This window comes from Corynebacterium tuberculostearicum (assembly GCF_030229345.1).
Lineage (GTDB): Bacteria > Actinomycetota > Actinomycetes > Mycobacteriales > Mycobacteriaceae > Corynebacterium > Corynebacterium tuberculostearicum_G.
The window spans coordinates 1-14050 of record NZ_JASPGP010000015.1 but is presented as its reverse complement, the minus strand read 5'-3'; the positions used below and the strand labels follow the sequence as shown (position 1 = coordinate 14050).

16 protein-coding genes are annotated in these 14050 nt (G+C 62.8%); 12 read left to right on the top strand and 4 right to left on the bottom strand.

Annotated elements, in window-relative coordinates:
• Positions 1-30 precede the first annotated feature (30 nt).
• Genes dapE through QP884_RS09935 form a run of 7 tightly spaced genes read left to right on the top strand, consistent with a single transcriptional unit; the run spans position 31 to position 4786 of the window.
• Positions 31-1119, top strand: coding sequence for a succinyl-diaminopimelate desuccinylase (gene dapE, locus QP884_RS09965; RefSeq protein ID WP_150851537.1), 1089 nt, complete (start codon positions 31-33; stop codon positions 1117-1119).
• A gap of 3 nt (positions 1120-1122) precedes the next feature.
• Entirely contained in the window at positions 1123-1887 is a 765-nt protein-coding gene (locus tag QP884_RS09960) for a TIGR00730 family Rossman fold protein (RefSeq protein ID WP_198492838.1), read from the top strand.
• 14 nt (positions 1888-1901) lie between these two features.
• Positions 1902-2714, top strand: coding sequence for a dihydropteroate synthase (folP, locus tag QP884_RS09955; protein ID WP_284821928.1), 813 nt, complete (start codon positions 1902-1904; stop codon positions 2712-2714).
• Positions 2711-3433 (top strand): glucosyl-3-phosphoglycerate synthase, encoded by a 723-nt coding sequence (locus tag QP884_RS09950; RefSeq protein ID WP_284821906.1) that lies wholly within the window; start codon positions 2711-2713, stop codon positions 3431-3433. Before folP ends, QP884_RS09950 begins: the two co-directional genes overlap by 4 nt.
• 3 nt (positions 3434-3436) lie before the next feature.
• Complete coding sequence (locus QP884_RS09945; protein WP_005327512.1) at positions 3437-3730, top strand: DivIVA domain-containing protein; 294 nt, start codon at positions 3437-3439, stop codon at positions 3728-3730.
• Between the two features lie 12 nt (positions 3731-3742).
• Entirely contained in the window at positions 3743-3910 is a 168-nt protein-coding gene (locus QP884_RS09940) for a DUF3117 domain-containing protein (protein ID WP_005323535.1), read from the top strand.
• Between the two features lie 9 nt (positions 3911-3919).
• Complete coding sequence (locus QP884_RS09935; RefSeq protein WP_284821905.1) at positions 3920-4786, top strand: methyltransferase domain-containing protein; 867 nt, start codon at positions 3920-3922, stop codon at positions 4784-4786.
• A gap of 336 nt (positions 4787-5122) precedes the next feature.
• Here QP884_RS09935 and QP884_RS09930 read toward each other — a convergent pair whose 3' ends face one another.
• Positions 5123-6565, bottom strand: coding sequence for a GH32 C-terminal domain-containing protein (locus tag QP884_RS09930; protein WP_179386327.1), 1443 nt, complete (start codon positions 6563-6565; stop codon positions 5123-5125).
• Between the two features lie 12 nt (positions 6566-6577).
• A complete protein-coding gene (gene glgA / locus QP884_RS09925) occupies positions 6578-7732 on the bottom strand; it encodes a glycogen synthase (protein ID WP_284821904.1) in 1155 nt (384 codons plus the stop codon).
• A gap of 109 nt (positions 7733-7841) precedes the next feature.
• Between glgA and glgC the strand changes: the two genes are divergently transcribed.
• Entirely contained in the window at positions 7842-9059 is a 1218-nt protein-coding gene (gene glgC, locus QP884_RS09920; protein ID WP_284821903.1) for a glucose-1-phosphate adenylyltransferase, read from the top strand.
• On the opposite strand, the gene QP884_RS09915 is transcribed toward glgC, so the two are convergent.
• A complete protein-coding gene (locus QP884_RS09915) occupies positions 9056-9703 on the bottom strand; it encodes an O-methyltransferase (protein ID WP_284821902.1) in 648 nt (215 codons plus the stop codon). The two genes, glgC and QP884_RS09915, sit on opposite strands and share 4 nt — an antisense overlap.
• Positions 9704-9854: 151 nt before the next feature.
• On the opposite strand from QP884_RS09915, the gene sigE reads away from it, so the two are divergent.
• From sigE to QP884_RS09900, 3 genes are all read left to right on the top strand, one after another.
• On the top strand, positions 9855-10484 hold the full coding sequence (sigE, locus tag QP884_RS09910; RefSeq protein WP_250413477.1) for an RNA polymerase sigma factor SigE: 630 nt from the start codon (positions 9855-9857) through the stop codon (positions 10482-10484).
• A 100-nt stretch (positions 10485-10584) separates the two neighbouring features.
• Positions 10585-11034 (top strand): anti-sigma factor family protein, encoded by a 450-nt coding sequence (locus QP884_RS09905; protein ID WP_200435144.1) that lies wholly within the window; start codon positions 10585-10587, stop codon positions 11032-11034.
• Positions 11035-11057: 23 nt separating this feature from the next.
• Positions 11058-11606 carry a twin-arginine translocase TatA/TatE family subunit gene (locus tag QP884_RS09900; protein WP_284821901.1) on the top strand — a complete coding sequence of 183 codons (549 nt, stop codon included), beginning with the start codon at positions 11058-11060 and terminating at the stop codon, positions 11604-11606.
• A gap of 4 nt (positions 11607-11610) precedes the next feature.
• Here QP884_RS09900 and QP884_RS09895 read toward each other — a convergent pair whose 3' ends face one another.
• Positions 11611-12741, bottom strand: coding sequence for an Mrp/NBP35 family ATP-binding protein (locus QP884_RS09895; protein WP_040425048.1), 1131 nt, complete (start codon positions 12739-12741; stop codon positions 11611-11613).
• Positions 12742-12846: 105 nt separating this feature from the next.
• Between QP884_RS09895 and QP884_RS09890 the strand changes: the two genes are divergently transcribed.
• The gene (locus tag QP884_RS09890; RefSeq protein WP_284821900.1) at positions 12847-13587 is read left to right on the top strand and encodes a hypothetical protein; all 741 of its coding nucleotides are present in this window, start codon (positions 12847-12849) and stop codon (positions 13585-13587) included.
• Positions 13588-14050: the final 463 nt, after the last annotated feature.

Sequence of the window (14050 nt, the reverse complement as noted above, 5' to 3'; positions counted from 1 at the left end):
GAGCTGCGCGGAGCGCTAGCATGGCGCTTTGTGACTTTAGATCTATATGCAGACCCCATCGAACTAACCAAGGCGCTCGTGGATATTCCGAGCCCCTCCCACCATGAGGAGGCCATCGCAGACGCCATCGAAGAAGCGCTGCGCGGATTGGACGTCGAGGTTGCCCGCTACGGCAATACCGTGTGCGCCCGGACGAACCGCGGGCTAGATTCCCGAGTAGTACTCGCCGGCCACATTGATACCGTTCCGTTGGCAGAAAATGTACCGCATCACATGGAAACCTCTGAAGACGGGGTAGAGATTATGTGGGGCTGCGGCACTGTGGACATGAAGTCCGGCATGGCCGTCTACCTCAATGCCTTTGCCCAGCTGCACGAAGCGGACGAGCTAAAGCATGACCTCACCGTCATCGCCTACGAGGGCGAAGAAGTGGCCACTGAATTTAATGGCTTGGGCCACCTGCAAAAAGACCACCCGGAGTGGCTCGAGGGCGACTTCGCCCTGTTAGGCGAGCCCTCCGGTGCCATGGTGGAGGCCGGCTGCCAGGGCTCCATTCGCCTGCGCGTGACCGCCCACGGCACCCGTGCACACTCGGCCCGTGCCTGGCTCGGCTCCAACGCAGCACACAAGCTCGCGCCCATCATGAGCCGCATCGCCGCCTATGAGTCCCGCGATGTCACCATCGATGGCTGCACCTACCGCGAGGGCCTCAATATCGTTCACCTCGAGTCCGGCGTGGCCACCAATACGCTGCCGGATGAGGCATGGATGTTTGTAAACTTTCGCTTCGCCCCAGATCGCACGAGCGACGAAGCGCTGGAATACATGAAGTCCATCATCGGCGAGGAAGAAGACGTCACCATCGAGATCGACGACATCGCACCAGCCGCCCAGCCCGGTTTGGGCCAGCCGGCGGCCAAGGCGCTTATCGACGCCGTCGGGGGCAACGTTCGCGCCAAGTACGGCTGGACCGACGTTGCCCGCTTCTCTGAAATGGGCACCCCGGCCGTAAACTTTGGCGCTGGTGACCCTGGGTTTGCGCATAAGAAGGACGAGCAGGTTCCTACCGCGCAGATCACCGAAGTATCCACCGCCCTCTTGAACTACCTGAAGGGATAGACCATGACCCCTGAGCAGATGCGCACCCTGCGCGGCCCGATGTTGCTGCGCACCGAAGGCGAGCAGGCCTCCACCTTTGATCAGCGGCTCTTGGAGTCCGGCGCGGACCATGAGTGGCAGCATGCTGATCCGTGGCGCGTCCTGCGCATCCAAGGCGAGTTCGTCGCTGGCTTCGATGCGCTTTCCAAGCTGCCGAAGGCCGTTACCGTCTTCGGCTCCGCGCGCACCACGCCGGAGGATGCGAGCTACCAGTTGGGCGTCGAGGTTGGCCGCAAGCTGGCCGAGCACTCCTATGCCGTCATCACCGGCGGCGGCCCCGGCATCATGGAGGCAGCCAACCGCGGCGCCCATGAGGCCGGCGGGCTCTCCGTGGGCCTGGGCATCGAGCTGCCCCACGAGCAGGGGCTTAACGAGTATGTGGATCTGGGCCTGAATTTCCGCTACTTCTTTGCTCGCAAGACGATGTTCTTGAAGTACTCGCAGGCCTTCATTTGCCTACCTGGTGGCATGGGCACGATGGATGAGTTCTTCGAGGTCATGTGCATGGTGCAGACCGGAAAGGTGACCAATTACCCCATCGTGCTCATGGGCACTGAGTACTGGTCCGGCCTGCTGGAATGGATGGACAACACGCTCGCGGCCAGCGGCTATATCAACGAGGGCGACCGGGAGCTTTTCCTGCTTACCGACGACCCCGATGAGGCCCTCTCCCACATCATCCAGCGCCACCAAGTCATGAGCGATAAGCGCATCAGGGAGCCGCGTTGAGCCTCGCGCGTGTGATGGCGATTGTCAATCGCACCCCGGATTCCTTCTATGACAAGGGCGCAACCTTTGACCTCGACCCGGCGCTGCGCCGTTGTGATGAGGTGATCGCAGCGGGTGCGTCGATCGTCGATATTGGCGGTGTGAAGGCTGGCCCCGGCAAGGCCGTGGACGCGGCGGAGGAAATCGACCGCGTGGTGCCGACCATCGAGAAGGTGCACGAGCGCCACCCGGACGTGCTCATCTCCGTCGATACTTGGCGCAGCGAGGTAGCAGAGGCCGCCATCGCAGCCGGCGCCGGCCTGGTTAATGACACCTGGGCCGGTTGGGACCCCGAGCTCATCGAGGTCGCCGGCCACCACCGCGTGGGCTACGTGTGCTCGCACACCGGCGGCATCACCCCACGCACCAGGCCGCATCGCGTCCACTTCGACGACGTGGTGGCCGATGTCATCGCGGAAACCACCCAACTGGCCGAGCGCGCCGCCTCCCTCGGCTGCCCGGAGGAATTGACCTTCATCGATCCGACGCATGACTTTGGCAAGAACACCTTCCATGGGCTCGAGCTCCTGCGGCGTATCGACGAGATCGTCGCCACCGGTTGGCCGGTGCTCATGGCGCTATCCAATAAGGACTTCGTGGGCGAGACCCTTGACCGCGGGGTAGGCGAGCGCGTGGCCGGTACCCTGGCCGCCACCGCGTGGTCCGCCGCCCGCGGCGTAGCCGCCTTCCGCGTCCACGAGGTGGCCGAGACCGCCGATGTCATCCGCATGACCGCCGCCATCCAAGGCGAGGTCGCCCCGCTAGCGACCACGCGAGGCCTTGCATGAGCGTCTCCGTAATCATTCCAGCGCTCAACGAGGAGGGCACCGTCGCGGACGTCGTGCGCGCCTGCCTGGCCGATGAACCGCTCGAGGTGCTCGTCATCGACGCCGACTCCACCGACGCCACCGCCTCCCGCGCTGCCGCCGCCGGGGCAGATGTGCGCAATTGGCGCGATATCCTCCCAGGGGAACCGCGCCCCGGTAAGGGCGAATCCCTTTGGCGCGGGGTTGCCGCAGCGAAGGGAGACATCGTCGTCTTTGTCGACGCCGACCTCGAATCCGCCGCACCCGGCATGGTCTCGGCCTTGGCCGCGCCCTTCGCCGACCCAGCGGTGGAGATGGTCAAAGCCCGCTACCGTCGCAGCCTCAACGGCCAGCCCACCGGCGGTGGCCGCGTGACCGAACTGACCGCCAAGCCGCTCATCAAGCAGTTCTTTCCCGAGCTCGCCCACATTGATCAGCCCCTCGGCGGCGAATACGCCCTGCGCCGCGCCACCGCCCTAGAACTGCCCTTCGTGGAGGGGTATGGGGTGGAAGCGGGGCTAATGGTGGACGTCGGCAAGCGGGGCACAATCGCACAGGTAGACCTGGGCACGCGGGTGCACCGCAACCGGCCGCTGCACGAGCTGGCGCCGATGGCCGAGGTAGTCGCGCGCACGCTGCTCGCCCGCGCCGGGGTCATCGCGCCCGTTGCTCAACGCCCGCCGCTAAAAGGTAAGGTTTAAGCCATGCTGTCTTGGATTATGCTCCTCCTCGTCCTCATCGCCCTGACCGTCATCGGCACTTGGGTATGGGGCTCCATCTTTGGCCGCGGCGAGGTCATGCACCCGCTCGACGAGCCGCAGAAGGTGCGCGAAAATAACCGCGCCGCCCTCCGCGAAGGCCGCCTTGACCAGGTGAAATTCGAGGTAGTTCCCCGTGGCTACCGCCAGGACCAGGTAGACGATCTCCTCGCGCAACTGGAAGAACAACTATCTTCCGCGCAGAAAAGGTCTAAGCTGGAAGGAAAAGAAGTTAACTAAAGGAGACTCACTATGGCAGCAATGAAGCCGCGCACGACGGGCGGAGAAATGGAAGCAGTAGAGGAGTCCCGCAAAATTGTCATGCGCATCCCCTCGGATGGCGGCGGTCGCATCGTCATCGAGCTGAGCAAGGACGAGGCCGCCGAGCTCGGTTCCCTGTTGACCGAGGTTTCTAGCTAGTCTAGGTACATGCTTTCTCATATCGTCGACATTCTGGCCGATCCCAACGATGGCACCGCGCTTTCTGGTGCCGATGATTTCTCTCGCCTCGTTTCGGAATCCGGCCACTCTTTTGATGTGGCCAAGCAGGGCTACGTCACCCTCGCAGCCGGCGCCGGACTCAAGCACAAGGGCGATGACATGGATATGGTCAACGCCCGCGAGACCTATTTGGCCATGGGCCACTTCGCGCCCTTCGTTGAGGCCGTAACCGGGGCCGTCCAGGACGGACTGGATTCCGCCTCCCTGGCCGAGTCCACGCCCGCCTCCCTGCTCGAGGTGGGCGCCGGCACCGGCTACTACCTGGCCCATACTCTGGACTCCATCGCGGAGGCCCGTGGCGTTGGCCTCGATATTTCCCCGCACGCCGCGAAGCACTTGGCTAAGTGCCACCCGCGCGTCGGCGCCGTCGTGGCCGATGTGTGGGAGCGCCTTCCCATCCAGGATGAGTCCGTCGACGCAATCTCCGTCGTCTTCGCCCCGCGCAATCCCGCCGAATTCCAGCGCGTGCTCGCCCCGGGCGGCCAGGTCATCGTCTTGACCCCCGGCGCCGGACACTTGGACGAGCTGCGCGAGCCGCTCGGCATCCTCGGCGTGGAAGAAGGCAAGGTCGAGCGCATGTATGAGCAGGCCGAGGGCTTCCTCGAGCAGGCGGCCGATCCGGTCGATATCTCGTTCCCCATCGAGCTTGATAAGGCCTCCGTCGCCGCCCAGGTGGGCATGAGCCCGTCCGCGCGCCACATCAGTGCCGGCGAACTCGCCGAGCGCATGGCCGCGTTGCCCCCGACGCTCACGGTCACCGCCCGCGCCCGCTTGGATCGCCTCCGCGCCGTCTAGCTCCCCGGCTGGCCACAGCCGCCTCCACCGCCCTTCGCGCTCACCGGAAGCGCGTGGGGCGGTTCTTTTCGTCTCCCCAGTGAGCGCGAGGGGAGGTTTTCGACCTTGCCGCTCACCGGCACACGCTTTCCGACGCCCCAGCCCCTCCCCGTGAGCGCGAAGGGCGCGCGTGAGGGAGCGAGGGGAGACGCGGCCCAGCGGAGTGAGGCCGAAAACGCGCAACCCCGCCTTTGCCGCTCACCAGGAGAGGCGGGACCGCGGTGGGCGGCCGCGCCGGTGAGCGCGAAGGGCGGGGGAGGGACGGGGTCTGGTGAGGCGGCGCTGAGAGCCGGGGGATTAGAGCTTGGAGCCGGAGCGCTGCCAGTCCTGTTCGATGACGGCATCGCCGGAGGTCTCGACTCGCAGGCCGGAGCAGCCGCCTTCGAAGTAGACACGAGAGGCCATCGCGATGAGGCCACCGTCGACGAATACCTCGACGGTGGAGCCGTCTTGGATGATGGTGAGGGTATCGGAGTCGCCTTCGGCAAGCGTGGCGGTGGCGGGCTCGGAATCGGCGAAACAGTGGTCGAATGCCTTGTTCATGGAGCGATCAAGGCTGATGTCATCGCCGGAGTGGCAGATGGTGGCGGCGGGGTCACCGGCGCCGTCGAGAAGCGTGACAGTCACGCAGGAACCGGAAGGGACCTCCATGACGCCGGTCCAGGAACGGGCGTAATCGGAGAGCTTGACGGCATCGGGCAAGCCGGGGGCGGGTGCTTGGTAGAGGACGCCGCCTTCGAGGGTGACTCGGCGGGGCAGGGACAGGGCATTGGCCCAGCCTTCGGCCTCCCAAGAGGCGTGCTTGGTGGCGTCGTCGCCGCGGCCGTTGCCGTTGAGGAGGCCGACGATGACGGCGCGCTCGTAGCGCTGCTCTGGGGTGAGCGTGCCGGTGGTGGTGTTGGTACTGCGCGGGCGGGAGAAATCGTGGCCGAAGTCCACGCGGCGGAAGCCGGAGACCACGGTAAAGGTGGTGCCTTCCAGGCGGCCGACGAGGTAGCCGGAGACGTCGCGGCCGCCGCGCTCCAAGGTGACAAAGAGGACGTCGTAGATATTGCCGTCAACCTCATCGCGCAGTCGGACTAGGCGCGGGGAGACGACCGGGGGAATCGGTGAGGTAGCGGGGACCTCGCCCTCTAGGAAGCCAGGGTCGCCGTCGAACTTGAGGCTGCCGCGCAGGCGCCAAGACACGCCATCGGCGGATTCGAGGATGACGGGAACTGGGGCGTCGGAGTGGCCGGTGAGCGCGAGCATGAGCCAGCCGTCGTGGCCGTCATCGCGGTCCTCGGAGGCCCAATCGGGCACTACGGAGGGGGAGCGGAAGTGATCAAAGTTGCGGGTATTGCCTACGACCTCGCCAAAACGGACGACATTGGGGTCGAGCGCCTGAGGGTCATCGGAGACCTCGCAGATTTCGTCCACATCGGCGTAGCGGGCGAGGTGAACCGCGATACCGGCGGCAGTCACGGAAGTGAAATAGAGGTGGATATCGTCCGGGCCTTGGGCTACGGAACCGGCACGCAGGGAGAGCTCGCCGCCGACGGGCGCGAGGGCATCGTCGCAGTCCAACCAGTCAAAGGGAGACTCTTCGGAGTAGGTGTGTCCCCAGCGGGCAGGGGAGTCCGCGGTGGGGCGGTACTGGTAGAACAGGTGCCAGGTATCGCCGTCGCGCAGGATTCCAGCAGGGGCGTCGAGGACGCCGTCTTCGGGGACAAAATGCAGTTCGGGGCGGTGAGTTGTCACGGCTATCCTTCCTTAAATCAAGCTGCGGTAGATATCGACGGTCTGGGCGGCAATGGTAGCCCAAGAGAAATCGCGGATGGCGCGCTCGCGGCCGGCGCGGCCAAAATTGGCGGCGCGCTCTTTATCAGCGGCGACGTCATTGACGGCGGCGGCGAGGTCGGCTTCGAAGGCTGCGGTAGCGGTGGCGTCGTAAGGCACCAGTACACCGGTCTCGCCATCGACCACAACCTCTGGAATGCCGCCTACGTTGGAGGCGACAACGGCCGTGCCGCAGGCCATAGCTTCCAGGTTGACGATGCCGAGCGGCTCGTAGATGGACGGGCAGACAAACACATCTGCGCCGGAGTAAATCTGCTGGACCTCGTTGCGCGGGAGCATGTCCTTGACCCAGAAAATGCCATCGCGCTGGGCGCGCAGCTCATCTACCAGCGCCTCGGTCTCCGCCGCGATTTCGGGCGTATCGGGCGCGCCGGCACACAGCACCAGCTGGATATCCGGGTCGAATTTCTGCGCCGCCTGCAGCAGGTGCTTCACGCCTTTTTGCCGGGTAATGCGGCCGACGAAGGCAACGATGGGGCGTTGCTTATCGACGCCCAGCTTGTCCAACACATCCCCCTCTCGCGGCTGCCACAGCTCGGTGTCGATGCCGTTGAGGACGACGTGGACCTTGGAGGCGTCGATGCGCGGGTAGGCATCCAGGATGGAGTCTTTCATGCCGGCAGAGACGGCGATGACGGCGTCGGCATATTCCATGGCGTTCTTCTCAGACCAAGAGGAAACGTCATAGCCGCCGCCGAGCTGCTCGCGCTTCCACGGGCGGTGCGGCTCCAGCGAGTGGGCGGTGACCACATGCGGAATATCGTAGAGCTGGGCGGAGAGGTGGCCGGCGAGTCCCGTGTACCAGGTGTGGGAATGGGCGATGTCGATGTCAGAGGCGGCATTGGCCATGCGCAGCCCGGTGGACAAGGTCTTAAGCGCGCCATTGGCACCCTCGAGTGCGGGGTCTACGCCGTGTACAAAGACGTCCTTTTCTTCGCGCGGGGAGCCCATGCAGTGCACGGAGACGTCGATGATATCGCGCATGAAACGGGTGAGTTCAGCTACGTGAACTCCGGCTCCGCCGTAGATTTCCGGCGGGTATTCTTTGGAAAAGATTCCGGCTCTCATGCCCACCCAGAATACGTATCTCTGGTGCCGCGTGCAGAAATACGGGATGGGGGTAGAAATGTGCATATATCTGCTGCGAAATGTGGGATTTGCGGATAGGTTTGAAAACGTGAGAAGCCTGCCAAATGTCCTAGCCATCGTCCTCGCCGGCGGCGAGGGAAAGCGCCTTTTTCCCCTGACCGAAGACCGCGCCAAACCCGCCGTGCCTTTCGGAGGTTCCTACCGCCTCATTGACTTTGTCCTGTCCAATCTGGTCAATGCCGGCTACCTCAAGATTGCGGTGCTGACCCAGTACAAGTCCCACTCCCTGGACCGCCACATTTCCCAGGCATGGAATTTGGCGGGGCCGACGCCGCAATACATTGCTTCGGTGCCTGCCCAGCAGCGCCGCGGTAAGCGTTGGTACAACGGCTCGGCGGATGCCATTGTGCAGTCGCTCAACCTCATCTATGACGAAAATCCGGACTATGTCATTGTCTTCGGCGCGGACCACGTTTACCGCATGGATCCGGCGCAGATGGTAGAAGAACACATCGCCGCGGGACTGGATTGTTCGGTGGCCGGCATTCGCGTGCCGCGCGCGGAGGCAACGGCCTTTGGTTGCATCCAGGCCGATGGCATGGGAACCATCACGGAGTTCGTGGAAAAGCCTGCGGACCCACCGGCCACTCCGGATGACCCGGATATGAGCTATGCCTCGATGGGCAACTATGTCTTTACGGCGCAGGCGCTTATTGACGCCCTCTTGGAGGACGAAAAGAACGAGGACTCCGCCCACGATATGGGTGGCGATATTATTCCGTACTTTGTGGAGCGCGGGCAGGCGCATGTCTATGACTTCATGGCCAATGAGGTGCCGGGATCTACCGAGCGCGATCACGGCTACTGGCGCGACGTGGGCACCATCGATTCCTTCTATGAAGCGCACATGGACATGATTTCGGTGCACCCGATCTTCAACCTCTATAACCGGAATTGGCCGATTCACTCCACGGATGATTCCAATTTCCCGCCGGCGAAGTTCGTGCAAAATGGCATCGCGCAGTCCTCGATGGTGGCGCCGGGCTGCATCGTCTCCGGCGGCACGGTGCGCAATTCCGTGCTAGCGTCTGACGTCCACGTGGCCGATGGCGCCACGGTCGAAGGATCGGTCATCCTGCCAGGCGTGCGCATCGGACGGGGTGCCGTGGTGCGCCGCGCGATTCTCGATAAGAACGTCGTCGTCAGCGATGGCGCAATTATCGGCGTGGACCGCGAGCGCGATGAGGAGCGCTTCAAGGTTTCTGACGGCGGCGTGGTCGTCGTCGGCAAAAACCAGAAGGTTTAGAGCTTCGTTACGAGGGTGAGCCCGGACCCCAGCGGCAAGCGGGTGACGTTCGCGCCCTCGAGCTCGCGCAGGTACTCGTCTGCTTCGCGGGCGGCGGCGGTGTCGCGGTCGGTCCGGGAGACGTCGGCAAGCGTGCCATCGAGCAAAGAATTAGCCAAGACCAGGGTGCCGCCCTGGTGCAGCAGTGGCCACGCGGCCTTGATGATGGCGGGGAGCTCGAGCGCGGCGACGTCGGCGTAGATGACCTGGTAGGCGTCATTAGCCAGACGGCCCATGACCTCGAGTGGGCGGGACGGCAGGAAGCGGCCGCGCGAGGGCGCATAGCCCGCCTCGCGGAAGGCGGTCTTGGCGCTGCGCTGGTGTTCAGCCTCGGGGTCGATGCAGGTCAAGATGCCATTATCGGGCATGCCGGCAAGCAGGTAGAGGCCTACCACATTGGCGGCCGGGGTGATCGCCACGGACTGGGGGCGTTCGGTAGAGCCGGCCGAGGCGGCCGTCAGCGTGGTGAGCAGCTGGCCCGTTGATTCATCTGGAACGGGCAGACCGTACTCTTCGGCGTGGTCGCGCGCGCCACGCAGGGCAGCGGAGGGCTCGCTGGTGGTCTCGATATAAGAACGCAGTGCTTCATATGCGGTAGTAGTCACGTAATAAACCATAGGGAAAAGTGGCTGCCGATGTGGCAAAAACGCGCCTAGCCAGCGAGGTTGTGGTGGGTGGGGATAATGTGACGGACTCACAGGAAATTATCAGCACTGTGGCTGGAGTTTCACCTTGAAGTATAGAAAGATGACATGCATGACAACAACGAAGCGCGATGCCGAATCCCTTCAGCCCGCCACCCCTGAGGCGGAGTTGACCGGTACCGCGGCGTTCGATGCCGGCGAAGCCGACATGCCAGCCTGGGGTGACCTCGTGGCCGAACACGCCGATGGCGTCTACCGCTTGGCGTATCGCCTCTCCGGCAACCAGCACGATGCAGAGGACCTGACCCAGGAAACCTTCATGCGTGTCTTCCGTTCCCTGGATAAATACCAGGCCGGTACGTTTGAAGGCTGGTTGCACCGCATTACCACCAACCTCTTCTTGGATATGGTCCGCCATCGCTCCAAGATCCGTATGGAGGCCCTGCCGGAGGATTATGAGCGCGTGCCCGGCACGGATATGACCCCGGAGCAGGCCTATACCGTGGCCAACCTGGACCCGGCGTTGCAATCCGCGCTCGATGGCCTGGCTCCCGATTTCCGCGTGGCCGTGGTGCTATGTGATGTCGTAGGTATGAGCTATGACGAGATTGCAGAGACACTCGGAGTCAAGATGGGTACGGTGCGCTCCCGCATTCACCGTGGCCGCTCGCAGCTGCGTGCGGCGCTCGAAAAAGAAGCGCAAACCAATGCGGAAACCCGCATCCTGCTGCGCACGCGTTAAACCATCGCGCGCTAAACTCTAAAGAAACTGCATAGTCCCCGCCGCCGGCGGGGACTTTCCGTGTCACTGAAGGCCAAGCAACTAGTGGAGGAGGGTGTCGATGGACTCGCTGCGAGGACGCCGGACCGTATCCACGTTGAGCGTGCGCGGCGGATTCGATGCCGCCCAGGCCAAGGCCCGCGATAAGGCGAAAGCTAAGGCGCGGCGCAGCGATACCATCGGGCACCTTGGCCCAGAGGCTGTCGTTGCCTTCGTAGACGGGGAGATGGAGCCGAAATTCATGCACCGCGTCCGCATCCACCTGGTGCACTGCGCCGAGTGCCGCGCGGATGTGCACCAGCAGCGCCATGCCTCAGAGTGGGTTCGCCACTGCGCGGATTCCGCTAAGGTCAAGGCGCCGCAATCCCTGCTGGCAAAGCTCGCGGGCATTGCCACCGAAGAGGTTGCGCCCGGACCGGATGCGGCAACGCCCGTGCACCGGCCGCAGCAGGATTTCTTGGACAAGGTGGAGATGATGGTTCGCGCAATCAAGCACAATCAGCGCGGCTAAGAGTGAGGGACTAGTATTTAACCGTGTTTTCTTCCATTGGTTGGCCCGAGATTTTCGTCATCGTGGTTTTGGGCATCATCGTCATCGGCCCGGAGCGCATGCCCGAGGTGATTAAGGACGTGCGCGCGGCCATCTACGCGGCGCGCAAGGCCATCAATAACGCCAAAGCGGAACTCAACGGCGAGATGGGCTCGATTACCTCGGAATTCGATGATATCCGCGGCCCGCTCACCCAAGCTGCACAGTGGACGCGCCTCGGCCCGAAGGGTGCTATTACTAAGGCGCTTTTCGACGGCGACGATTCCGCCTGGGACGATTTCAACCCCAAGAAAATGGCAGAAAACGTCAAGACCGCTACCGCGCCACAGGAGCCGGAGGAGCAGCCGCAGTCCCAACCGCAGCAGCAGCGCCCCAGCTTCGACTACTCCCAGATCTATGCCGAGCAGCCGAAGCCAGAGCCCCAGCAACATCCCCAAGCCTCCCAGCCGATGGAGCAGCCCGCGTCCGAGAAAAAGCCGCCACGCAGTGGGGAAGAATCCACCGGCGGCGGCTTGTGGGGCGATGTAACCTAGGGCGCTAGTTCACGCCCAAGTTGAGGTTTTTACCCACCAGGGAATCGGAGCGGATGGCCAGCTTATCGGCCACCGCCTGGATCTGTTGGGCGGCAGGGGACTCGGGGGAATCGAGAACAATCGGCGTGCCGGCATCGCCACCGCTGCGCAAAGTGGGATCCAACGGTACGGAGGCCAGCAGCGGCACCTCGTGGCCCAAGATGACGCCTAGGCGATCGGCCACAATCTGTCCGCCGCCGGAGCCAAAGACATCCATGGTGGAGCCATCCGGCATCACCATGGCGCCCATGTTCTCAATTACGCCGGCCACGCGCTGGCGGGTCTGCTGGGAGATGGAACCGGCACGCTCTGCCACCTCGGCCGCCGCGGCCTGCGGAGTGGTGACAATGAGCAGCTCTGCGTTAGGGATGAGCTGGGCTACGGACAAGGCGACGTCGCCAGTGCCCGGAGGCAGGTCCAAGAGGAGGACGTCGAGGTCGCCCCAGAAAACGTCAGCCAGGAATTGCTGAAGGGCGCGGTGGAGCATGGGCCCGCGCCAGACCACCGGGGCATTGCCCTCCACAAACTGTCCGATGGAAATGTGCTTGATGCCATGAGAGATTGGTGGCAGCAGCATCTCATCATCGAGCACGGTCGGTCCGTCGGTGCAGCCCAGAAGGTTAGGAACGGAGTGGCCGTAGATATCGGCGTCCACGATGCCAACCTTGAGGCCCTTCTGGACCAATGCCGCGGCAAGGTTGACGGTCATGGAGGATTTGCCTACGCCGCCCTTGCCGGAGGCCACCGCGAAAACGCGAGTGGTGGAATCCGGCTTTGCAAATGGGATTTCCGGCTCGGCCTGGCCGCCGCGGAGCTTCTTCTTGAGCTCGCGACGCTGCTCATCGCTCATGGCTTCCATCGTCACCGTGACGTTTCCAACGCCCTCGATATCCTCTACCGCAGCGCGGGTATTGGACTCGATGGTGGACTTCATGGGGCAGCCAGCGATGGTGAGGTAAATTTCCACGGCCACGTCATTACCGGTGACGGTAACGGACTTCACCATGTTGAGCTCGGTGATGGGGCGGCCGATTTCGGGGTCTTCGACGCGGGAGAGTGCCTCGCGTACGGCGGATTCAGTAATAACGCTAGACATAACTCTTGCCATCTTAGTCACGCCGCAACAGGAGGTAAACACACCCTCGGTGTAGAATCAGCTAGACGCTCACGCGCCGCTAACCAAAAGGAGAAGAGTATCGCTATGCGCAGCTTTGCCCGTCCCGCCCGCGCCATTGTCGGTGTGGTGCTGTCCGCAACGCTGCTTTCCGGCTGCTCTTCCCAGTTCGATACCAATCCCTTTGCCGAGAGTCCCCAGAGCGAGCCCATTGGCATTTTGGTGGATACCAATGAGACCGACCAGCTTGTCCTTGCGGAAATCTTCCGCCAGGAGCTGATGGGGCAGGGCCGCGAGGCGTCTATTGTTAAGGAAGACATCTTCCAAGACACCAAGGGTGGGCGTTCCATGAATCCGGGCGGCAATTTCTATGTAGGCTGCACCGGCGCGTTCCTCAATATCCTCAACCCCGGTGAGGCGCGGGCGATTTCTAAGGATTACAAGAAGGCACAGAAAGCTTCCGAGCCCGGCGGGGAGGACTACCTGGCCCGCACCCACATTGCGCTCATGTCGAGCTTGCCCACGGATACCACCACGGTCGAGCCTTCCGGTGCTAGCGGCTGCGAGGATGCCGAGCCCGAATTGCCAGAGAATTTTGTGGTGCTCTTTCAAGACGATCTTTTCGACCGTGAGGAGCGCCAGGCTGTGGCCTCGCTGACTAAGTTCATTACCCAAAAAGACCTCTCTGACATGGTCGAAGAGGTAGAAAACGACGACTCCAGCGCGGAGAAGGTCGTACGCTCCTGGATGAATTCCTCCGGTGGCGACATCGCTCATGAAGAAGGCGACTCCGATTCTTCCGGCGGGTCGAATCTCACTGGTTCTTAATATTTGACCGTTGGCAGGTTTGTTTGAGTTTCCCGGGCTTGTTGGCAACTTGGAAGCTCCTGATGGTTAGCAACCGGCAGACCAACACCTCCACAGGATCAAGGACACGTGTGACTCGATATGGAACCATTCTGGGCTCGTGAATACCGACGTTAGTGCTTTTCATTGCTCCCGGGTTTGAGTGACAAGCATCCGCGACACGATTGGACATATCGAGTAAGCGCGCTAATTCTTAACCCGCTCCCTTGGCGCTCATGGGAAAGCGACCGCCAAGACAATAGTGTTCCGCTGGTGAGCGCGAAGGAATCGGAGATGAGAAAAGACGTGAGAGGGCAAGAACGCCGAGGGAGTGCTCCGGCAGAAGCAAGAACAGAAGCTTTACTAATGCTTGATTTCTAGTGGTCGTGGAAACACCTGACATGGGTTAGGTGATTGTGTGGAGTCGAAATGGGTTCCGGATTCT